The sequence below is a fragment of the Flavobacterium sp. H122 genome (assembly GCF_004959765.1).
Lineage (GTDB): Bacteria > Bacteroidota > Bacteroidia > Flavobacteriales > Flavobacteriaceae > Flavobacterium.
The window spans coordinates 103,069-124,956 of the sequence record NZ_SJZD01000004.1; the positions used below are offsets into that span (position 1 = coordinate 103,069).

A 21,888-nucleotide genomic window follows, 5' to 3' on the forward strand; every position below is an offset into this window, starting at 1 on the left:
CTATGATTACAGAAAATATAATATTTCACGAAGAATTACAAACAGCACTGGATAAAGCGAGACGCATAGCTCAGGATACCAGACAGCCTGAATATACTGCCGCGCATTTATTAAAAGCCATTTTACATAGAGACCTGACGCTTCTTAAAGAACTGGAAGCAATGGGAAAAGATGTCTATTTTATTGAGGAGTGGGCTGAAGTCCGTATTGAGGAAATTCCTAAATCAATGAGACCTGTTGAAGCGGAGGCACATCAGAGCATTGACGAGGTAATTGCCGAAGCAGATGCTGTAAGGGATATTTTAGACCGCGACGAAGTCGATTTATTTGCAGTCATGGTTGCCTTGGCAACACCTGGTGTAGGATTCAATTTTGATCAGATGAAAAGTTTTCCGGTAACACGTTCCGAGTTATTAATTGAACGTGAAGACGGAAAAATCAATAATGAGATTATGAACCTTCCTTCTGAGCGTTCTGTATCAAAATACATTCATAAATATTGCTCCAATAAAACTGCAAAAGTCAAAAAAAGCAAAATTGAAATTGTTGGAAGAGATAAAGAAATAAAAGAAATTACAGAAGTTCTTTGCCGTTTTTCAAAGCCTAATGTTTTACTTTGCGGTTATTCCGGTGTTGGAAAATCGGCTGTAATTACAGGATTTTCCAATGCTATTGTAAACAATCTGGTTCCCGAAAAACTGCAGAATACAGAAGTTTTTGAACTTGATTTAGGAAATTTAATTGCAGGAGCCTCCTATAAAGGTGAAATAGAAGACCGTTTGAAAAAACTAATACAAGAACTGAAATCTTTTCCAAAAGCCATTTTAGTGATTGACGGAATTCATGTCTTATTGGATAAAAACAGTGATAACGCAGGTATTTCAAGTATACTGAAAAGCGAATTATCAAAAGGACTTACTTTAATTGCGACGACAACTGTTGATGAATTCACTAAGAAAATAGAAAAAGACGAAGTACTGTCAGGAATGTTTGAACTCATAAAGGTGGAAGAGCCTGATGATGAAACTTCTTTCAGAATTATTAAAACAGCTCTAAAATTATACCATAATCATCATCATTTAAAAACAGATGATGAAACTATCAGGGAATCAATCCGATTATCAAAACGTTATTTAAAAGAGAAAAGTCTCCCTGAATCTGCCTTGAATTTATTAGACAGGACAATGTCAGTGATTAAAACCGCGGGTGAATCGTTCCTGTCTGAAAAAGAGGCTCTGATAAACAAAATCGAAAAGATAAAAGAACTGCCGGAAGAATATCAGCTTCAGGAAGCCAATTGGCTGTTTGGCGATATCAAGCGCAAAGCACATTATTTACTGACACAGGAAAAATTTGAAGAAGAAAATAACAGTGAGATAACTGCTGATGAATTGATTCAAAAGCTTGAAGATTTTATCGAAAAACTGGCTTCTATTGCGCAAAGCAAAAAAGATCATATTGAAGCTATCGATTTAGCAGCCATTGTTGCCCAAAAAACCAACATTCCTTTAGGGAAACTTCAAACGGAAGAAAAAGACCGTTTGCAGAGTATGGAAGAAATATTAAAAAAACGTGTTGTTGGCCAGGACTTAGCGATTCAAATAATTACAGAAGCTGTACTTGAATCGCGTTCTGGTTTAAGCAAAGCCGGCCAGCCCATGGGATCGTTTTTCTTTTTAGGTCCAACCGGAACCGGTAAAACAGAATTGGCAAAATCACTGGCCGATTTCCTGTTTCAGGACGAAAGTGCCATTATACGTTTTGACATGTCTGAATTCAAAGAAGAACATTCGGCTGCATTATTATACGGAGCTCCTCCGGGTTATGTGGGTTATGAAGAAGGTGGTTTATTGGTTAATAAAATCAGACAGAAGCCCTACTCTATTGTTTTATTTGATGAGATAGAAAAAGCGCATCCATCCGTTTTTGATGTCTTCTTACAAATCATGGACGAAGGAAAACTTCATGACCGTTTAGGGAAAGAAGGTGATTTTTCAAATGCGTTGATTTTATTTACTTCCAATATTGGTTCAAAATTTATTGTGGATTCGATTACAGGAGGAAACGGTTATCCATCATCGAATCAATTAATGGAGATCATGGCTAATCATTTCAGACCCGAATTCCTTGGTCGTTTAACTGAAATCATTCCGTTTGCTCCTATCTCAAAAGAAAATGCAATGGGAATTTTTGAAATACATTTGAAAAAGGAATTACTTGATTTAGTCAAATCACAGGATATTGAAATCAATGTCACTCCCGAGGCTAAATCTTATCTGGTTGACAATGGCTATAACGCCACTTACGGTGCCCGTCCATTAAAAGGTATCATCCGTTCTGAACTGAGAAGACCTTTGGCTAAGAAAATTATTTCAAATGAAATACAGGAAGGCAGTAAAGTAACTGTTAGCTACTCAGATAATGCACTTACATGGAGTATTGAATAAAAAGTAAAAAATAAATTTTGAATCCCTTAACTTGATTTTGTTGAGGGATTTTTTTTTTTATCAGTACAACATATTAACAAAGTTTATATTACAAAATTTAGGTGCTTGATTTTTTAATCTTTATTTTTCAATGTGTGACTATAGTTACTGACTAAAAGTTTTTATCAATATAAATTTGCTTCATAATTTATTAAACACGCTATGAAACATAATTATATATTACTGATTACAAGTGTCTTAAGTTTAGAATCTTGGTCACAAGACACAATACAGCTGTCTAAAACTGAATTACAGGCTAAAGTTGTAGAAAACAATCTGCAGATTAAAATAGCTGAGAAAAATTATCAATCAGCTAAAGCCGATTACAATCAGTCAAAATCACTGTTTTTACCTAATGTTGCTGCATCACACACTGGTATAATAACCACAAATCCATTAATGGCATTCGGTTCTAAATTGAATCAGGAAATTTTAACCGCTTCTGATTTTAATCCTGCTTTGCTCAACGACCCAAAACGAACTCAGAATTTTGCTACTAAAATAGAAATTCAACAACCGTTGATTAATGCTGACGGAATTTACGGGCGTCAGGCGGCCAAAGCTAAAATGGAAGCGTATCAACTACAGATTGAACGTACTAAAGAATATTTGGGACTAGAAATAAACAAAGCATACATGCAGTTACAACTGGCTTATAAAGCGGTTAACGTTTTGAAAAAAGCCGAAGAAACTACAAAAGCAAATTTAAAATTGGTGGAAAACTATTTTAAAAACGGAATGCTACAAAAAACCGACCTGCTGAATGTACAGGTGCGTGTGAGTGAAATCTCGAATCAACTGCAATACGCAAAATCAAATGTGCAGAATACATCTGATTATTTAGCTTTTCTTTTGAACGAAGAAAACAGCAATAAAATTTTCAAACCATCCGATGAATTGGAAAATTCAATTACCCATTCTTCTTTTGAAACAAAACTTTCCGAAGAACGAAAAGATATTCAAGCCATGCAGAAATCGGTCAATGCCTACGAAAAAATGTTCAAATCTTCCAAGTTGGGAATGCTGCCCCGCTTGAACGCCTTTGGCAGCTATGAAATGTATGATAAAAATATCATTGGAATGAAAGCCAGTGGTTATTTAGTTGGTGCGCAATTATCCTGGAATGTATTTGACGGTATGAAAACAATCGGCAAAACAGAAAAGGCCAAAGCTGATTTTCAAAAAGCCGAAGTGGAATCAGAACAATATAAAAAACAGAGTCAACTGGAATTGAATAAAACGTCTCGCCAACTGAAAGATGCTGAAAACAAAGTAAACTTATCAAAACTGGCACATGAACAATCTCAGGAAGCCTTCAGAATCCGCGAAAACAGATTCAGACAGGGATTGGAAAAAACAACCGATTTATTGTTATCTGAAACCCAGATGGCACAAAAAGAACTGGAGTATCTGCAAGCCATTTTTGAATATAATTTCACAAAAAGCTATTTGGAATTTTTAAGTAAATAAAATTGAAGTACGAAGTACAAAAGACGAAATATAAAAGATAAAAGACGAAAACATGAAAAAAATAATCGCAATTGCAATCCTATCATCATTGATTATAACCTCATGTGGTGGTGACAAGAAAGAAAAAACAGCTGAATTACCAGCCATTCCAGTAAAAGTTAACGGAAAACTAGATACTAACAACAGTCCGTTTGTTACTGCAAGCGGTAAAATTGAAGCAGAAAACAGTGCCAACTTAAGCACCAGAATGATGGGGTATGTTACAAAAGTTCATGTAAAAGTGGGGCAAAATGTTCGTGCCGGACAATTATTGGTTAGTGTAAACAATACTGATTTGCAGGCTAAAAAAGCTCAGGTGGATGCTTCAATTATTCAAGCACAGGCAGCATACAACAATGCAAAAAAAGACTATGACCGTTTTGTGAATTTATTTGCACAGCAAAGTGCTTCTCAAAAAGAATTGGATGATATGACTGCCCGCTATGAAATGGCAAAAGCCGGTTTAGAAGCAGCAAAACAAATGCGTAACGAAATCCAGGCGCAATTTTCATATTCAAATATTACAGCTCCTTTTAGTGGTGTGGTTACCAATACTTTCATTAAAGAAGGTGACATGGCTAATCCAGGAATGCCGCTCGTGAGTGTTGAAGGCGCATCAAAATTACAAGTAACAGCCATGGTATCTGAAAGCGATATTGCCAATGTTAAACAAGGAATGGCTGTAAAAATCAATATCAAATCTTTAAATAAAGTTGTTTCCGGACGGGTTTCCGAAATAAGTTTATCCGCAAAAAACACCGGAGGTCAGTATTTAGTCAAAGTAAATTTAGACAAATCAGACAAAAGTATATTGTCCGGCATGTTTGTCAATGTACAATTCCCAGTTGAAAAAACAGCTGTGACAAACACCGCATCTTCTGAAAGATTGTTAATCCCAAGTATAGCTTTAGTAAAACAGGGACAACTCACTGGTGTATATACAGTTGTAAATGGAAAAACAGCTATATTAAGATGGCTTCGTTTAGGAAAAACGTATGGTAATCAGATAGAAGTATTATCTGGATTAACAGCAAATGAAGCTTATATCATTTCCGCTGAAGGTAAATTATTCAACGGGGCAAAAGTTAATGTTCAGTAAACAGTTTCCAATTACAGTTCTCTATGCAGAACCTGAAATTTGAAACTCATAAACTAAAAGAAATGGAAGGTATATCAGGTAAAATAGCCAATTTTTTCATCAATTCGAAGTTAACCATTCTATTAATGGTGGCATTGATGATTATTGGTTCGTATAGTTCGTTCTTGATTCCAAGGGAAGAAGAACCACAAATAAATGTTCCTATGGCCGACGTTATGGTTGGATATCCGGGAGCAAGTCCATCAGAAGTGGAAAGCAGAGTGGTAAAACCACTTGAAAAAGTTATTTCAAATATAAAAGGAGTCGAACATGTGCATAGCATGGCTATGAATGGGCAGGCCATGATGATTGTCCAATTTTATGTTGGTGAGGACATCGAACGTTCGTATGTAAAGTTATACGACGAATTGATGAAACATCAAAATATGTTTCTTCAAGGAGTAATGCAGCCTATGGTAAAAACCCGTTCCATTGATGATGTTCCTATGCTGGGAATTACGCTTTGGAGTGAAAAAATGGATGATTTTGAAATACGCCAGGTTGCTGAAGAGGTAACCTCTGAAATAGAAAAAGTAAAAGATGTAGCCATTACAAAGGAGATTGGCGGAAGAAACCGCGAAGTTAAAGTCGTTTTGGATAAAGATAAAATGGCTGAAAACCGTGTAGACGCATTGGGCATCATGCAAATGATTCAAGCCAATAATGGCAGTGCACAGTCAGGCAGTTTTGTACAGAAAGATGAAGAATTTTTGGTTACAACCGGTCAGTTTCTGGCAACTTCTGAAGATGTGGAAAATCTGGTTGTGGGTGTCAATCAAAACATGCCCGTATATTTAAAACAAGTAGCCACTGTTCAGGACGGTCCTTCTACTCCAAGAAGTTATGTGTCTTTTGGTTACGGAAAAGGAAATGAAAAATTTAGTAAGAATCCATCCGAATATCCTGCGGTTACAATCTCTGTAGCCAAAGTAAAAGGTGCTGATGCCATGAAGATTTCCGAAAAAATCATCTCTCATGTAGAAGAATTGAAACAAAATTTAATTACCGAGGATGTTCATGTTGAAATCACAAGAAATTATGGTGAAACCGCTTCTCATAAAGTAGGAGAATTATTAATGCATTTAGGTGTGGCTATTTTAGCGGTAACCGTTTTGGTTATGCTGGCTATGGGATGGAGAGGCGGATTAGTCGTATTCTTCTCGGTTCCCCTAACCTTTGCACTGACATTGTTCAGTTATTATATGCTGGGGTATACGTTAAACCGTATTACATTATTTGCTTTGGTATTTGTAGTGGGTATTGTGGTAGATGACAGTATTATTATTGCCGAAAATATGCACAGGCATTTCAAAATGAAGAAATTACCTTTTAAAGATGCGGCAATTTATGCGATTAACGAAGTAGGAAACCCAACCATTTTAGCCACTTTTACAGTAATTGCAGCTATTTTACCAATGGCATTCGTATCAGGAATGATGGGACCTTACATGAGTCCGATGCCTATTGGCGCTTCAATCGCCATGCTGTTGTCATTATTTGTTGCTTTAACGGTAACACCGTATTTGGGCTATCATTTATTGCATGAGAAAGACGAACAGGAACATAAAGCAGAACAAGGATTGGAAACCAGTTGGATTTATAAAATCTACCAAAAAATGGAACAACCTATGCTGGAAAGTTCGGCGAAACGGAATTTAATGTTTGCCATTACCATTTTCTTACTGTTAGGTTCAATCGCGATGTTTTTTACCAAATCGGTTGCAGTAAAAATGCTTCCGTTTGATAACAAAAATGAATTTCAAATTGTTATCGACATGCCGGAAGGAACTACTTTGGAAAGAACGGCAGTAGTTACAAAAGAAATAGCACAATATATTGCTACAGTTCCCGAAGTTGTAAATTACCAAAACTATATAGGAACTTCCGCACCTATTACTTTCAACGGTTTGGTTCGTCATTACGATATGCGCGGAGGAAGTAACATGGCAGACATTCAGGTTAATCTTTTAGACAAAGGAGAAAGAGATTTGCAAAGTCATGATTTGGCTAAAATAGTACGTCCGGAAATTCGGAAAATTTCCAAAAAATATGGTGCCAATGTAAAAGTAATCGAAGTACCGCCAGGACCACCCGTTTTATCAACTTTAGTTGCTGAAGTATACGGACCAGATTACAAAGAGCAAATCAAAGTGGCACATCAGGTAAAAGATATTTTAAATAACACACAGGATATTGTTGATGTAGATTGGTATGTAGAAGACGCACAAACCGAATATAAATTAGAAGTAGACAAAGAAAAAGCAATGCTTAATGGTATCGCTCCACAACAAATTGTGGGCAATCTAACATATTTGCTAAGAGAAATACCTGTGACAAATTTATATGATGAGCGTTCCAATAATCCTGTAGGCATTGTTTTAGCCTTGGATGACAAAGACAAAACGTCTTTAGATGATTTGAAAAATCTGAAAATCAAAGGAAACAATGGCAATATTGTACCGGTAAACGATCTAGTTGAAGTCAAAAAAGACACACTACAAAAAACAATTTACAGAAAAGATCAAAAACGCGTGGTTTATGTAACTGGTGATATGGCTGGAGCACTGGAAAGCCCTGTATATGCTATTCTGGGAATGGAAGAGAAACTGCAGAAAATGCAACTGCCAAAAGGATATGCTGTCAACGAAATGTATATGGACCAACCTGAAAGCGAAAACAATTTTACAGTAAAATGGGATGGTGAATGGCAGATAACACTTGAAGTATTCCGTGATTTAGGAGCCGCATTTATGATTGTAATCATCATCATTTATATGCTGATTGTAGGCTGGTTCCAAAACTTTAAAACCCCGATAGTTATGATGGTAGCCATTCCACTGTCATTAGTTGGAATTGTATTAGGCCACTGGATGCTGGATGCTTATTTTACTGCCACATCGTTCATTGGTATGATTGCATTGGCAGGAGTTATGGTTCGAAATTCAGTATTACTGATTGACTTCATAGAAATACGACTGAATGATGGTATTCCATTGAAGCAGGCCATTATTGAAGCCGGAGCGGTAAGAACAACTCCTATCCTATTAACAACAGGTGCAGTTGTTATAGGAGCATCGATTATCTTATTCGATCCAATTTTCCAGGGCTTGGCAATATCATTGGTAGCCGGTGCAATTGTTTCAACTTTATTGACATTGATTGTTGTACCGTTGATTTATTATATCACTGAAAAGAAAAAATGGGAAAATAACTAAGACCAACATTCCAGAAGTTTTATAAAACCTTCTGGAATTTAAAAAAAATAGTATGAAACTAGTCATCATCACAGCTGCAGCTGCCTATACACAAGATATCAAAAATCTTTTAAAAGCCTCAAACATCATAACGTTTAGCTTTAAAGAAGTTACAGGATATAAAGATGTTTCGAAAGAAAATATTGAAACCAACTGGTTTGGCTCAGAAACGAATGAAACAGAATCCGTTTTGTTCTATGCCTTCAGCGAGGACACAAAAACGGATCTGCTATTTTCAAATTTTGATGCATTTAATGCTAAGATAAGTTCAAAGTCTAAAATCCATATTGCTTTATTATCTGTCGAAAAAAATAATTTTTAAAAAAATACTATGAAAAACAGAATCATCAGAGCTTTTGCAGGATCGTTTATCCTGATAAGCTTAACTCTGGGTTATTACATAGACAGCAATTGGTACTGGTTTACAGCTTTTGTAGGTGCAAACTTATTGCAATCGTCTATAACAAAGTGGTGCTTGCTGGAAACTATTTTAACAAAAATGAGAGTTGAAGACTAACTCTTATCTTCATTAAACTTCTTTAAAATTGCTTTAAGTTGAGCCTTGCGCTCAACTTTTTGTTTTTGAGCTTTAGCTTCTGCCTTATGCAGTTTATGGTTGTGTTTTTTTATGTTTTGCTGATTTTTACGGCTCATAGGTATTTTCTTTTGATTTCATCCAAAGACAAATCAGTATAGATTAAATCCTGAATAATCATTTCTCTTAAAATGGTAATATCTGTTTCAAAATATCTGGCCCAATTGCTCAACTGCAGAATATTTCGGGCATTTTTTAATCTTTTTTGGGTTTCTTTTGAAGTTCTTAAAACAGCTCTACTGTCATAATCAGGATTATTTCTATGCTGATACAGAACATCATTCAGACCTCTATCCCACTCTATATAATATAATTTTTCAAATTCATTATCGGGATAAAAATTGTCCCATTCTGCAAAACCAATTTTATCTTTTTCAGCAGAAATACCTTTATCAGTCAACCTCCATTTACTATTGGCCAATCTCCCCCAGTGATTGGAAAATCTATACATCCCTTTCTGGGTGTAGTAGTACTTACTTCCGGAATCACTGATGAAATCAGGAGCTAAATTTTGTATTAATTCTGTACCGACTTCCTCAAACACACAAAATGTTTTTTTGAGCGAATTCATTTTAGGAAAATATTTTTTTACAGGCTTGTCCAAAGAATTAAATAAAATATAAAATTGTTTGTAATGTAATGAAATAGATTATTTTTGCTTTACAAAATTAATAAAAACAAATGAAAAGAATTATTGGAATTAGCCTAGCTGTTTTAGCTGTAGGCTGTAATGGAATCATAGGAAACGGATACACTGTTACAGGTGAGATTAAGGGAATAACAGATGGAACAAATGTTTTTCTTGAAAAACAGGATGAAAACACAGGCATGTCAGTTCCTATTGATACTGTTAAAATTGAAAAAGGAAAATTTGTATTTGAAGGAGAAACTAAAGAGCCGGGAATTCATGCAGTAAGAATAGATAAAACTCCAGGAGGATTCTTTTTTATCTTGGAAAAAGGAGATATTACTGCTAAAATAAACAAAGACAGTATAGGTCAGGCAAAACTCGGCGGTACATACAATAACGAAGAGTTAATGAAATTCAACTCTAATATGAAAGGTTTCCAAAAGCGAATGATGGATTTTCAAAAAAACAACATTGCTAAAATGCAGGAAGCTCAAAAAAGCAATGATAGTGTTGTTATGAACCAGTTAAATAAAGAATATGGTAAATTACAGGATGAAATGATTGTTGCAAACACAAAATATGTAAATGAAAACCCAAAATCTTTCCTTTCTTTATTATTAGTTCCTTCTTTATTTAATACTCCTAATGCTGATGTTGTAAAAATTAAAAAATCATTTGAGGCATTGGATAATGATTTAAAAGCGACAACAGCAGGGAAAAAAATTCAAAAACAAGTTGAAGAATACGCAAAGGCTATTGAATCTAAAAAAAAAGTGAGCTAGGAAATAAAGCTCCTGACTTTAGCGCTAACACTCCGGAAGGAAAAACTTTAAGCCTGAAACAAGTTTTAGGAAAAGTTACCGTAATTGATTTCTGGGCTTCATGGTGCGGTCCCTGCAGAAAAGAAAATCCAAACGTTGTTAAACTTTACAATGAGTTACATCCGAAAGGTTTAAACATCATCGGCGTTTCTTTAGACAAAGATGCAGCAAAATGGAAAGATGCCATTGCAAAAGATAAATTAACATGGAATCATGTATCCAATTTAAAACATTGGGATGAACCTATTGCCAAAATGTACGGCATAGAAAGTATACCCGCAACGGTAATCCTGGATTCTAAAGGAAATATTGCTGCAAGAAATTTATACGGAGAAGAATTGAAAGCCAAAATAATCGAATTATTGTCAAAATAATCACCAAAAAAGGTCTTAATTAAAATTAAGGCCTTTTTTATTTTATTTAGTACCAATTACTTACAAAAAAGTTTAAAATTATCTTCATTTTTTGTTTGTATAAATCAAAAACAGTCCTATATTTGCAACCGCTTACAAGCAGTCACAGTAAAAGTGATGGGGAGATACTCAAGCGGCCAACGAGGACGGACTGTAAATCCGTTGGGAAACCTTCGCAGGTTCGAATCCTGCTCTCCCCACAAGATAAATTAAAACCGATAAATCTTAGATTTATCGGTTTTTTCTTTTTAGATACTTTTGGGAATTAGTGTCTGTTAATGGTTATGCCGTTGCCCTGTTCCATTTTTCAAAATAAATTCACTACTGATTAAATAGGCTCCGGATGTAACAATAACTTCACCTTCTTTTAATCCGGATAAGATTTCAATAGTTTCTTTGTTTTCTTTGCCCGTTTCCACCATTCGCTGTTCGAAAGTTGTATCATCTGTTTTTACCCAAACTGTTTTCATTTTTTCTAATAAAACGGATGATTTTGGTATTGTCAGAACGCTATACATTGTTTTTTTAGGTCGCACATATACCATCATACCCGGTACTAATGTGTTTTTAGAATTGTTTACTCTTATTCTTAGTAACTGAATTTTTTGTCCTTCCTCTAAAACCGGGTTGTTGTAAACCACCGTCCCTTTATAAATATCATTTGGTGATTCCTGTGTAAATACATCAAATATGTCATTGTTTTCAAATTGATCGTTGGCATATATTTGGGTTTCCACCCAAACCTTTTTAAGTCCTGATAACGTAAGTAATACCGTTCCTTCTTCTACATACATTCCTTCTCTGATGAATATTTCTGTGGCATAACCTTCCGTTTGAGCATAAAAAGTGATTACCGGAATCATTTTTTTGTTCGAAGCCATCGCTATAATCTGCCTTTCGGAAAGCCCGTAAAGCAATAATTTGTTTTTGGACGCCAGTAACAACATCTCATTTAAGGAATTACTGGAATCTGTTTCCTGTTTTTTGCGTTCTTCCAAAATGATGTATTCTTTTAAGTCTGCAAAAAGTTCTTCGCTGTAAACACTGTATATCGGACTTCCTCTTTTTACAAATTCTCCCAAGGTTCTTACATAGAGTTTATCTATTCTTCCTTTTACTCTGCTGCTTATCTTTGTAATTTGTTCTTCATCTAACGCAACTGTACCCAATATCGTTGCAACAGAATTAATAGCTCCTGATTTTATAGTAGCTGTCTTAATTCCTGCTAAAAGCTGCTGTCTGCTGTCAAGAGTCACGAAGTTTCCTTCATGCTTTTGGTGTGAATTCTCAACTTTATCTACTTTAATTAAAGACATATTACAAACCGGGCACGAACCTGGTGAATTACTCCTGGCACTAGGGTGCATCGGACAGGTGTAATAACTTGTTTCCTCTTGATGTTGAGCATGGTCATTGTCTTTATTCTTACATCCTGCCAATGAAATAAGAATGATTATTAAAAAATATAGTATTTTCAGTTTCATCTTAATTTTCATTTATAAATGTTTCACTATCTATTAAAAGACCTGCATGTAACGCGATTTCCTCGTCGAATTTCAATCCACCGATGATTTCAACCCTACCATTGATTACCTGTCCTGTACTTACTTTTCGCAATTGGAATATCCCTGTTCCTTTGGCAGTACTCCTCTTTTTAACCCACACATAAGAATTCAATCCTGTTTTGTAAACCGCCGATACAGGAACCTGAAACGTATCAGATAAGCCTATTGGGGTTTCAGCTACAAGCAGTGAATTGATTTTCAATGCGTTTTTAGGATTGGTCAATTCAATTCTTAGTCTGACAAAACGCTGACCGGCCTCTTCAAATGTTTTCTCTGTTAGTAACAATTTCCCATTTAATGGTCTTTCCGGAAACAACTCCGAAATAATCTTAACTGAACTTTTGGGTTTAATTTGAGAAACATAATTTGATGAAACCGAAACAATGGCCCAAACCTTTTGCAAATCATTAATACTGAAAAGAATTTCCCCCAGATTTACATAATCTCCTTCTTTAATTTGTACGCCTGAGGTGTTGTAATTTTTCCCGGTAACTTTCGGTTCGCTGCCATTCATTCCGCCCATTGAGGGTTCTTGTGTTGTTTGTGAAGTTTTATCTGCACCGGAAACAGCATTAAAAAAAACATACCCGTCATAAGGACTGAAAACACTGATTGTCCGTTTTACTTTGCGGGTTGCCTCCAAATCAGATACCTGACGGTCTGTTAAACCAAAAAGTTTCAGTTTTTGTCTTGATTGTTCAATGAGTGATTTTTCTTGTTCGTTTTTTAACAGAAACAGATGTTCTTCCTGAAATGTGTTTAATTCTGGACTGTAAATCTCCAGAATTTTTTGGTCTTTGGTTACCCTTTGCAAATTGTAAGCAACGTACAGCTTTTCTATTCTGCCTCCAAACCTCGCAGCAACGTTTCGATTTCTTGATTTATCAATATCGATGTATCCCTGAGATTTGATATCTTGAGCTGCTGATTGTGACTTCAGTTTTACTGTTGCCTGTTTTGACAAAACCTGTTTGTTTGGCAATTCTACCTGATCTTTTGCCTCATTGACTTTTAATTCGAGATTCATTTTGCATTTAGGACAGGTACCGGGTTGGTTGCTTTCAATTTCCGGATGCATCGGACAGGTATAGACCGTTGCTTCATGCTGATGCTGCTCCTCTTTAACCGAATGCTGTGCATGCTTATCGGTTTTACTGCAAGCTCCTAAAAAAAAGAACAGCAGGACCGCCAGACTATTTAGTTTCATTTTCATACTCATATTCTGCTTCCAGATTTAAAATAGTAAACAACTTGTCATACATCTCCATTTTTTTCATTAACACCATTTCCCAAGCATCTAAAAGGATGAAAAAATCACCAGTATTTTGCCTGTATGCCAACAAATTAGCCTGAAGATTATTTTCAAATGCCGGAACAATTTTACTTTTATAGTTCTCATATTGACCGTATTCGTATTGCAACATGATTTGTTTTTCCGCAATCATTCGTTGTGCCATTAACTGCATATTTCTTTTTTCAAATTCCATTGATTGCACTTTGAAATCTATTGCTTTTGCTTCAGAAGTATACATCTTTGAAGACCAAGGTACAATCGGGATGGTAATCATTCCCATAAGCGACCATTGATTGGGCATGCCAAACATTTGCATGTGCTCGGCACGAATTCCAAAGTCTGGTTTTTTACCTGTTTTCATTATTTTCTGCTCCAGATTCATCGATTCGATAGATTTTGCAATTGCAGCAATATCGCTGCGTTTGGAAATCGTACTGCTATTTACCGGATTCAAATCGTACTTTTTGATTTTAACAACACTGTCAATTTGAAACGGAGCCATAACATCTCTAACCATAAGGATATTCAAACCGATATTACTTTCGGCTATAGTTCCGGAAAGCATATACTGCATGTTGTTTAATTCTGCTAATCGGGCTTTTCCTTTATAGATAGTTTGGAGTTTTGATTGGTTATTGCTGAATCTTGCTTCTGCTGTTTTCAACAATATTTCGAGAATCTCTTCACTCTCAGATAGTATTGTTTTCTTTTTTTCATTTACATAACGAGTATAGTATAAGACTTTAGCTTCTTTGCGTAATTTATTCTTAGTCCATTCACTATTGCTTTTCTCGATTTCAGACAAAGAATTGAAATAAGCTTTTTTAGCATTGAGTTTCCCCGGATTTACAATCATCTGCTCCACAGAAAAATTGACCGCAGCTTGATTCATCGGATCGTTTTTTTCTTTCAGCATTGCCAAATCGTAAGGAAATTGCATAAATCCTGTTGAAAAAGTCGGAGGCATCCACGCTGTAGAAGCCTCGGCTTTGGCTTGCCAGGATTTTATATTTTCCTGATACTGCAAAATGGAAGGGTAATTAGTTTCCACTTGCTGCAATACTTCCTCTAATGTTACATGTGTTACTTCCTGTGAAAAACCACTCATGGTCTTTAAACAGACAAAAAACAGAACGAGAATACCATTTTTCATTTTTTACTCTTTTATTTCTAAATAATCCACTTTACCATATTTTTCAACTTCACGTTCCTTAACCATTTGGTATACAACAGGTAAAACAATCAATACAAATAGCGTGGAGGTAATTAAACCAAACACAAAAGGAATGGTTATGGGTTTCATAACATCACTTCCAATTCCTGTGGCCATCAAAATTGGTAACAATCCAATCATATCCGCCATAACAGTCATTAATTTAGGACGGACACGCATAACAGCTCCGGAAAACACAGCATTTTGAATTTCTTCTTGTGAAAGTACCGCAGTTTTTTTCGCTTCAACTTTATCCCTGATGGCTTCATTCATATATACAATCATCAGTACGCCTGTTTCTACCGCTACACCAAATAAAGCGATGAAACCCACAGCAACGGCCACTGAAAAATTAACATCATAGAAATACATGGAATAAACCCCACCGATAAGCGCAATTGGAATACTACTTAAAACGATAATCATTTCCTTTATGGAATGAAAATTAAAATACAATACAAAACCAATAATCAGAAGTGTTAAGGGCAGAATGAATTTTAACCTGTTCTCTGCCCGCACTTTATTTTCATACTGGCCACTCCAATTGATGTAATACCCTTTGGGAAGGTTTTTAAAATCAGTTTCTATTTTCTCTTTTGCATCTTTTACAACACTTCCCATATCTCTTCCCCGTACATTGAACAGTACTGTTCCTCTGAGCATTGCATTTTCAGAATTAATCATTGGTGGTCCTTCGGAAATTTGAATGTCGGCAACCGAAGACAATGGAATAACACCATAATTTGAAGTTTGGATGGGAGTACGTTTGATTTCAGATATGTCGCTTCTGAAGTCCTGAGCCAACCTCATCGAGACACTGAACCTTTGACGTCCTTCCACCGTATTTGTTAAGGTCATGCCTCCCAGTGCCATTTCAATAATCGTATTAACGTCTTCAACCGATAAATTATACCGTGCCAGTTCTTCTCTTTTTATGACAACATTAAGGTATTTTCCACCGGTCAGCTGCTCTACATATAAATCGGCTAAACCGTCTATTCCTTTTAAGGAATTTTCTATTTGCCGTGAAAGACTGTAAATAGTGTCTAAATTCTGACCGCAAACTTTTACTCCGATATCGGTACGAACCCCGGTGGACAACATGTTAATCCTATTGATAATCGGTTGTGTCCATCCGTTAGTAACTCCCGGAATTTTAACCTTTTCATTTAATTCGGTCACCAGTTTTTCGGTGGTCATTCCTTCCCTCCATTGCGATTTTGGCTTTAACACTATTATGCTTTCAATCATGCTGATTGGTGCATTATCAGTAGCGGTATAGGCACGGCCTGCTTTTCCTAAAACATTTTCAACTTCCGGAAAACTCTTAATAATTTTATCCTGTACCTGTAAAATTCTTTTGGCTTCGTTATTTGAAACATCCGGAAGCGTGACTGGCATAAATAACAGTGAACCTTCATCTAAAGGAGGCATAAATTCTGAGCCCAAACGTATTACAAAAGGAATACTTCCCAATACTATTAAAACTGATACGGCTATTACAGTTTTTTCCCATTTTTGACAAAGCCGCAATACCGGACTGTATATTTTTATAAAAAAATTAGCCACTGGATTTCTGCTTTCAGGAATTAATTTTCCTTTCATCAAGGAACGTAACAGCATAGGAACTATAAAAAGTGCTACTATTACCGAACCAATCATGGTATATGTTTTGGTCCATACCAATGGAGCAAACATTTTCTTTTCCTGTCCTTCAAGAAAAAGAATAGGTGCAAACGAAATAAGCGTGACCAAAACCGAAAAGAAGACGGCACGACCAATTGTTCTTGAGGAACGTTCGATTACTTTAATGCGTTCTTCATCTGTTATTTCTCTTGTATGTCCAATTCTTTGCTTTTCCATTACTCATCCGTTTTTAAAACCGTTTTTACCAACCCTTTATAGGCATTTTCAGTCATCACAATTCCCGCATCAACCAAATCTCCAATGGCGAGGGCGATACCTCCAAGTGACATGATATTTAAGGAAATGTCAAAAAATTTTACAAATAAAAACCCTATTAATACCGATAAAGGAATCGTGACAATTGCCACTATAGCACTGCGGACATGAAAAAGAAACAACAAAACAACCAGAGAAACCACAATAATTTCTTCAATCAAGGCTTCTTTTAATGTTGCGATTGCTGCTTCAATCAAATCACTCCTGTCATACGCCACTTTTATTTTTACACCGGGAGGTAATCCTTTTTCAACATCATCCATACGCGCTTTTACCCTGTCAATTACTTCTTTTGCGTTTTCCCCGTAACGGGCAACCACAACACCTCCAACAACTTCTCCTTCTCCATTTTCATCCGTAATTCCCAGACGGATATCACTGCTCATTTGTACATCAGCCACATCCTTAAGTTTTACCGGTATTGATTTATTTGATCCTACGGCAATGTCTTCAATGTCCTTAATATCTTTAATGTATCCTACGCCTCGGATCATGTACCCCATCCGGTTCATTTCGTATATACTTCCTCCTACATCCCGATTATTGTTCTTTATGGCGTCTGCAACATCCATTGCCGATACATTGTAATACACCAATTTATTTGGGTTGACACTTACCTGATACTGTTTTTGAAAACCACCGAAAGAAGCTACTTCACTCACCCCTTCAACATTTTGCAATGCAAATTTCACATACCAATCCTGAACTGCGCGTAATTCCCCTAAGTCGTAACCTTCCCCCTGAAGTGTGTACCAAAAAACATGTCCAACACCCGTACCGTCCGGTCCCAATGTTGGAGTTACGCCCTGTGGCATTGCTTTTTGAGCGAAATTCAACCTTTCCAAAACTCTTGTTCTTGCCCAATAAATTTCTGCATCGTCATTGAAAATTACGAAGATGAAACTCATCCCAAACATTGAAGATGCACGGATAGCTTTCACATTTGGGATTCCTTGTAAATTAGAAACCAAAGGATAAGTAACCTGATCTTCCATAATCTGAGGGTTTCTGCCCATCCACTCTGTATAAACAATTACCTGATTTTCCGATAAATCCGGTATAGCATCAACAGGTGTTCTTGTTACAGCCAAAATACCACCAACAACTATTAGGATTATACCTATCCAAACAAAGAATCGGTTGTGAATTGACCAGGAAATAATTTTCTCTATCATGATGAACAGTATTTGGTTATACGTTTTTAAGAATAAAATCTACACGCTCTTCGGGTGGCAGAACAGGAACATAAATGATTGGACAAGGAAACGACTTGTACACTTCTATAATCAGGTTATGAATTCTAATTTGTTCTGATTCATCTTCCAGTCGCGCATAGTCATTAATTAAGGGCAATCGGTCTAAAATAAAGACTTTGTTATAACAATATTTATTGCATTGTTCAATTAGCCTTTCATCGTATTCCAATCCTAGAAAACGATAATAAGCCATAGCATCGGGCAATGCCCTATCAAGAAATACCTGATCCTTAACATTTAATGAGGCTTCTTGTTCTATTTGCATATCCAATACATTAAGTTGAAATTCTCTTTTATTCTTCCTGATTTCCTCAATACTGAAACCATTTATTTTTTGTGTATCAATATAATGTCGGGCGTGTTCAATCGTGGTTTTATAGCCTCTTTGAGCTAATATATTTACAATGGTTGTTTTACCGGTACATGGCCCACCAGTAATAACATTCCAATTGGTTAGTATTTCTTTGTGTTTCATGGTTCTGAAAAATATCTGTTTAAATTTTAATTAAAGATTTGTAGTTTCAAAATGTTTATATATTGCACTACATTCCTTAAGTATTTTTTCAATCCGATTAGGCTCTGCAACAATAATTGTATTAGCTTTTCTTTATTGAACGGCACTTTAATACCCGAAACTTTAATGACATTACTATTATCATTTTTAATCTTCATCCTGTATTACTTTAACACGTTTTAAAAATTGGATTACAAGTAAAAAGACAATTGCTGAAACAATAACAACTATCCAATCGATAAATTTGAATTCCTGAATTTCTAACGCGTGACCGGCTAATGGTATATAAAAAATTGAAACCATGATTAAGATACTCGCTAATAAAGCATACCATACATATTTGTTTCGGAAGACCTCTGATCTAAAAAAAGAACTTTTTACTGAAGCCATATTGAACACATGGAGCAACTGACATGCTATTAAAGTAAAAAACAGGATGTTATTGCACAATTTCGGATCAAAATCCTTTCTGGTATGTACAAAATAATGGCTTACAAAAACTGCCCCAAGTGTACAAATTGAAATAATTGCAGCGTAAATCCAGACAGCTTTCCATTGCTTTATTTTTAAAAGTGGTTCGGACGGATCTCTTGGTTTTTCTTTCATCACAAAATTATTTCCGTTACTAACTCCCAATGCCAGTGCCGGCAAAACATCTGTAATTAAATTGATAAACAGAATTTGTAATGGAATTAACTGAAAATGCAAATTAGACAAGGCTGCAAGAGACACTACAAGAAGTTCACTCATGTTACAGGAAAGCAGGTAAATAACAAACTTTTGAATGTTTTTAAATATGACTCTCCCCTGTTTAACAGCTCCAACAATAGACGAAAAAGCATCGTTTTTCAAAATCATATCTGAGGCTTCCTGGGCTACCTGTGTCCCTCTTTTACCCATTGCTATTCCTATATCGGCTTTTTTAAGTGCCGGAGCATCATTTACACCATCACCAGTCATACCAACTATATTTCCTTTCTCCTGCAAAACAGTAACCAAATCTAATTTTTGGGAAGGTGTAACTCTAGCAAAAACAGAAGTTTTAACCCAATTTTGCTTGTCTTCATCATTTAAAACTTCATACGGAAGCATCTCTTTTCCTATAACAGCATTGTTTAGGTCCGATATTTTAAGTTCCCGGGCTATATAATTTGCTGTTTCGGGATGATCTCCCGTTATCATAATAACATTAATACCTGCTTCTCTGCATTGTGAAATAGCTGAAAAAACATCATCGGCAGGCGGATCTATCATCCCGTAAAGACCGGTAAACACAAGATTATCTGTAAGTGAATCCTGTTCCGTTTTTGATTCTTTATAAGCTCCTGCAATCACTCTTAATCCCGATGCTGCCAACTGCTCTGATTTTTCTTTCCAGAAGTTTTCGGTTTCTTTGTCCAACAATTGAACATCCGTATCAATTTGAATATGGCTGCATTGCGTTAGAATTTCTTCTGAAGCACCTTTGGCAAAAACAACATAACCACCATCTGTTTTGTGTGAAGTCGCCATCATTTTTGTTTCAGAAGAAAAAGGAACTTCACCAATTTTTGGAAATTCCTGTTGCAATTGGTCAATATCAAATCCTTGCCTATGCGAATATTTCAGCAATCCTGATTCAAGCGGATCGCCGATTTCAATTATTTCGTTGCCTGAAATCCCTATAGACGCGGTATTACACAAAACTGCTATTTGATTTAACAGACGTTTATTAATTTCCGAATTATCATCTGCTGACAAAACTGTTGTGACTTCAATTTTATTTTGAGTCAGTGTTCCGGTTTTATCTGTACAGATAACCGTTATACCTCCAAGCGTTTCAACAGCCGATAATTTTTTCACTATAACATTATGCTTCGCCATCTTGATCATTCCCTGCGCCAGTGCGAGTGTGGATACGATAGGAAGACCTTCCGGAATTGCAGCAACAGCTAAAGCAATCGAGGTTTCAATCATTTCTACATAACTTTTGCCATTTAATAAGCCGATGAGGAACAGCAAAACAACCAAAGCTACCGTTATGTATATTAATTTAGTGGTAAATACCTGCAGTTTCTTTTCCAAGGGTGTTGCAGATTGCTCGGCACCATGAACCAAATGGGCTATTTTTCCTAATTCGGTCTGCATTCCTGTAGCTTCTACAATTGCTTTTGCATTTCCGTTGGTAACAAAAGTTCCTTTAAATAATTTATTGGTTCTTTCCGCCAGAGGAGTATCAGCCGGTAACTCTTTTTCATTTTTTTCAACAGGCATAGCTTCGCCGGTTAAAGAGGCTTCATTAACCGAGAGTTGTGTTGCATTCACTATTTTTGAATCAGCTGTTATCATGTCGCCGGCTTCAATAAATAATAAATCTCCAGGCACCACTTCTTCTGAAGGTATTTCCATCAGACTACCGTTTCGGATAACTTTTGCCGGTACACCTGCCATCTTTTTCAGGGCATTCATTGAACGGTCGGCCTGGAATTCCATCCAAAAACCAATAACTGCATTGATAAGAAGAACCAAAATAATAGCCACAGCATCTAAATATTCCTGAAACCAGAAGGACAATCCGGCAGCAAACAGCAATAGATAAACCATCAGATTAGTAAATTGGGCTATCAGCATTTTTAAAGGATGCTTCCCATTTTCAGAATGAATACTATTGCGTCCGAATTGCTCAAGACGATCCAATGCTTCCTCTGAAGTTAAACCTTTCATGATAATTTAGTTTTTAAAAAATGTGCATTTATGATTGGAATAATATTTTTTATTCCAAATTCTTTAACAAATTCTTGCTGCATATACCCATGATTTTAATTTATTTGGTTCTTAGACCTTTACAGACTTATCCAATTTAGTGTTCATGATTTTCATGACCTTCATGATTTTCGGTTGGGGTTTCATTTTTAACCACAGGTTTTGTTAATTCCATTCCACATTTTGAACAAGTATCGCCTTTTTTTCCCTGAACTTCGGGATGCATCGGACAGGCATACATTTGAGATTCATGATTTTCGGTTTGGAATTTTTGATCCACCATTGTAGAATCTTGATTTTTCATCTCTGAATTAAGAGTCTCTGACTCCTTATTTTTATTATTACAGGAAACGAATACTAATACCATTAAAGTGGCAGTAAAGATTAATTTTTTCATGTTTTTAATTGTTTCAGATTATGTGTTATTTTTATTATTAAAATTACGGAAATATTATTTCGTAATAACTTATTTAATTTGGGGATTTGTACTTTATG

General features: G+C 35.8%; 17 protein-coding genes, 1 tRNA gene and 1 pseudogene. 9 read left to right on the top strand and 10 right to left on the bottom strand.

Annotated elements, in window-relative coordinates; translation table 11 throughout:
- Positions 1-2: 2 nt before the first annotated feature.
- The 6 genes from EZM65_RS07520 (at position 3) to EZM65_RS07545 (ending at position 8,904) form a co-directional block, all read left to right on the top strand.
- Positions 3-2,447 (top strand): AAA family ATPase, encoded by a 2,445-nt coding sequence (locus EZM65_RS07520; RefSeq protein WP_136667943.1) that lies wholly within the window; start codon positions 3-5, stop codon positions 2,445-2,447.
- 201 nt (positions 2,448-2,648) lie between these two features.
- Positions 2,649-3,956, top strand: a complete 1,308-nt coding sequence (locus EZM65_RS07525) for a TolC family protein (RefSeq protein WP_136667944.1) — start codon at positions 2,649-2,651, stop codon at positions 3,954-3,956.
- A gap of 52 nt (positions 3,957-4,008) precedes the next feature.
- On the top strand, positions 4,009-5,094 hold the full coding sequence (locus EZM65_RS07530) for an efflux RND transporter periplasmic adaptor subunit (RefSeq protein WP_136667945.1): 1,086 nt from the start codon (positions 4,009-4,011) through the stop codon (positions 5,092-5,094).
- Positions 5,095-5,117: 23 nt separating this feature from the next.
- On the top strand, positions 5,118-8,348 hold the full coding sequence (locus tag EZM65_RS07535; RefSeq protein ID WP_248574839.1) for an efflux RND transporter permease subunit: 3,231 nt from the start codon (positions 5,118-5,120) through the stop codon (positions 8,346-8,348).
- Between the two features lie 52 nt (positions 8,349-8,400).
- A complete protein-coding gene (locus tag EZM65_RS07540) occupies positions 8,401-8,709 on the top strand; it encodes a hypothetical protein (protein ID WP_136667946.1) in 309 nt (102 codons plus the stop codon).
- A gap of 9 nt (positions 8,710-8,718) precedes the next feature.
- Positions 8,719-8,904 (top strand): DUF2892 domain-containing protein, encoded by a 186-nt coding sequence (locus EZM65_RS07545; protein ID WP_136667947.1) that lies wholly within the window; start codon positions 8,719-8,721, stop codon positions 8,902-8,904.
- Here the strand turns inward: EZM65_RS07545 and EZM65_RS15495 are convergent.
- Both EZM65_RS15495 and EZM65_RS07550 read right to left on the bottom strand, forming a co-directional pair.
- Positions 8,901-9,041: a hypothetical protein gene (locus EZM65_RS15495; RefSeq protein WP_169051667.1), complete on the bottom strand. Its 141-nt coding sequence runs from the start codon at positions 9,039-9,041 to the stop codon at positions 8,901-8,903. The genes EZM65_RS07545 and EZM65_RS15495 overlap by 4 nt on opposite strands.
- Positions 9,038-9,553 (bottom strand): hypothetical protein, encoded by a 516-nt coding sequence (locus tag EZM65_RS07550; protein WP_136667948.1) that lies wholly within the window; start codon positions 9,551-9,553, stop codon positions 9,038-9,040. Before EZM65_RS07550 ends, EZM65_RS15495 begins: the two co-directional genes overlap by 4 nt.
- A 110-nt stretch (positions 9,554-9,663) precedes the next feature.
- Between EZM65_RS07550 and EZM65_RS15705 the strand changes: the two genes are divergently transcribed.
- From EZM65_RS15705 to EZM65_RS07560, 3 genes and pseudogenes are all read left to right on the top strand, one after another.
- Positions 9,664-10,395, top strand: a complete 732-nt coding sequence (locus tag EZM65_RS15705; protein WP_248574840.1) for a DUF4369 domain-containing protein — start codon at positions 9,664-9,666, stop codon at positions 10,393-10,395.
- An 11-nt stretch (positions 10,396-10,406) separates the two neighbouring features.
- A pseudogene (locus tag EZM65_RS15710) lies at positions 10,407-10,808 on the top strand (peroxiredoxin family protein); the annotation flags it as partial.
- Between the two features lie 158 nt (positions 10,809-10,966).
- A tRNA-Tyr gene (locus EZM65_RS07560) sits at positions 10,967-11,047 on the top strand.
- 75 nt (positions 11,048-11,122) lie between these two features.
- Here the strand turns inward: EZM65_RS07560 and EZM65_RS07565 are convergent.
- The 8 genes from EZM65_RS07565 to EZM65_RS15620 form a co-directional block, all read right to left on the bottom strand.
- Positions 11,123-12,343 (bottom strand): efflux RND transporter periplasmic adaptor subunit, encoded by a 1,221-nt coding sequence (locus EZM65_RS07565; protein WP_136667949.1) that lies wholly within the window; start codon positions 12,341-12,343, stop codon positions 11,123-11,125.
- A complete protein-coding gene (locus EZM65_RS07570; protein WP_169051668.1) occupies positions 12,333-13,619 on the bottom strand; it encodes an efflux RND transporter periplasmic adaptor subunit in 1,287 nt (428 codons plus the stop codon). The genes EZM65_RS07565 and EZM65_RS07570 overlap by 11 nt, the downstream gene beginning before the upstream one ends.
- Positions 13,606-14,814 (bottom strand): TolC family protein, encoded by a 1,209-nt coding sequence (locus tag EZM65_RS07575; RefSeq protein WP_169051669.1) that lies wholly within the window; start codon positions 14,812-14,814, stop codon positions 13,606-13,608. The genes EZM65_RS07570 and EZM65_RS07575 overlap by 14 nt, the downstream gene beginning before the upstream one ends.
- 48 nt (positions 14,815-14,862) lie before the next feature.
- Positions 14,863-16,782 (bottom strand): efflux RND transporter permease subunit, encoded by a 1,920-nt coding sequence (locus EZM65_RS15800; protein WP_136667952.1) that lies wholly within the window; start codon positions 16,780-16,782, stop codon positions 14,863-14,865.
- Positions 16,782-18,056: an efflux RND transporter permease subunit gene (locus EZM65_RS15805; protein WP_136667953.1), complete on the bottom strand. Its 1,275-nt coding sequence runs from the start codon at positions 18,054-18,056 to the stop codon at positions 16,782-16,784. The genes EZM65_RS15800 and EZM65_RS15805 overlap by 1 nt, the downstream gene beginning before the upstream one ends.
- Positions 18,057-18,072: 16 nt before the next feature.
- Positions 18,073-18,612 (bottom strand): AAA family ATPase, encoded by a 540-nt coding sequence (locus tag EZM65_RS07590; protein WP_136667954.1) that lies wholly within the window; start codon positions 18,610-18,612, stop codon positions 18,073-18,075.
- Positions 18,613-18,798: 186 nt separating this feature from the next.
- Positions 18,799-21,354 carry a cation-translocating P-type ATPase gene (locus tag EZM65_RS07595; RefSeq protein WP_136667955.1) on the bottom strand — a complete coding sequence of 852 codons (2,556 nt, stop codon included), beginning with the start codon at positions 21,352-21,354 and terminating at the stop codon, positions 18,799-18,801.
- A 136-nt stretch (positions 21,355-21,490) separates the two neighbouring features.
- A complete protein-coding gene (locus EZM65_RS15620) occupies positions 21,491-21,790 on the bottom strand; it encodes a heavy metal-binding domain-containing protein (protein WP_211196201.1) in 300 nt (99 codons plus the stop codon).
- Positions 21,791-21,888 lie beyond the last annotated feature (98 nt).

Coding starts and splice junctions, on each gene's coding strand:
- EZM65_RS07520 (WP_136667943.1), top strand. CDS start 3: ATGATTACAGAAAATATAATATTTCACGAAGAATTACAAACAGCACTG.
- EZM65_RS07525 (WP_136667944.1), top strand. CDS start 2,649: ATGAAACATAATTATATATTACTGATTACAAGTGTCTTAAGTTTAGAA.
- EZM65_RS07530 (WP_136667945.1), top strand. CDS start 4,009: ATGAAAAAAATAATCGCAATTGCAATCCTATCATCATTGATTATAACC.
- EZM65_RS07535 (WP_248574839.1), top strand. CDS start 5,118: ATGCAGAACCTGAAATTTGAAACTCATAAACTAAAAGAAATGGAAGGT.
- EZM65_RS07540 (WP_136667946.1), top strand. CDS start 8,401: ATGAAACTAGTCATCATCACAGCTGCAGCTGCCTATACACAAGATATC.
- EZM65_RS07545 (WP_136667947.1), top strand. CDS start 8,719: ATGAAAAACAGAATCATCAGAGCTTTTGCAGGATCGTTTATCCTGATA.
- EZM65_RS15495 (WP_169051667.1), bottom strand. CDS start 9,041: ATGAGCCGTAAAAATCAGCAAAACATAAAAAAACACAACCATAAACTG.
- EZM65_RS07550 (WP_136667948.1), bottom strand. CDS start 9,553: ATGAATTCGCTCAAAAAAACATTTTGTGTGTTTGAGGAAGTCGGTACA.
- EZM65_RS15705 (WP_248574840.1), top strand. CDS start 9,664: ATGAAAAGAATTATTGGAATTAGCCTAGCTGTTTTAGCTGTAGGCTGT.
- EZM65_RS07565 (WP_136667949.1), bottom strand. CDS start 12,343: ATGAAAATTAAGATGAAACTGAAAATACTATATTTTTTAATAATCATT.
- EZM65_RS07570 (WP_169051668.1), bottom strand. CDS start 13,619: ATGAAACTAAATAGTCTGGCGGTCCTGCTGTTCTTTTTTTTAGGAGCT.
- EZM65_RS07575 (WP_169051669.1), bottom strand. CDS start 14,814: ATGAGTGGTTTTTCACAGGAAGTAACACATGTAACATTAGAGGAAGTA.
- EZM65_RS15800 (WP_136667952.1), bottom strand. CDS start 16,782: ATGGAAAAGCAAAGAATTGGACATACAAGAGAAATAACAGATGAAGAA.
- EZM65_RS15805 (WP_136667953.1), bottom strand. CDS start 18,056: ATGATAGAGAAAATTATTTCCTGGTCAATTCACAACCGATTCTTTGTT.
- EZM65_RS07590 (WP_136667954.1), bottom strand. CDS start 18,612: ATGAAACACAAAGAAATACTAACCAATTGGAATGTTATTACTGGTGGG.
- EZM65_RS07595 (WP_136667955.1), bottom strand. CDS start 21,354: ATGAAAGGTTTAACTTCAGAGGAAGCATTGGATCGTCTTGAGCAATTC.
- EZM65_RS15620 (WP_211196201.1), bottom strand. CDS start 21,790: ATGAAAAAATTAATCTTTACTGCCACTTTAATGGTATTAGTATTCGTT.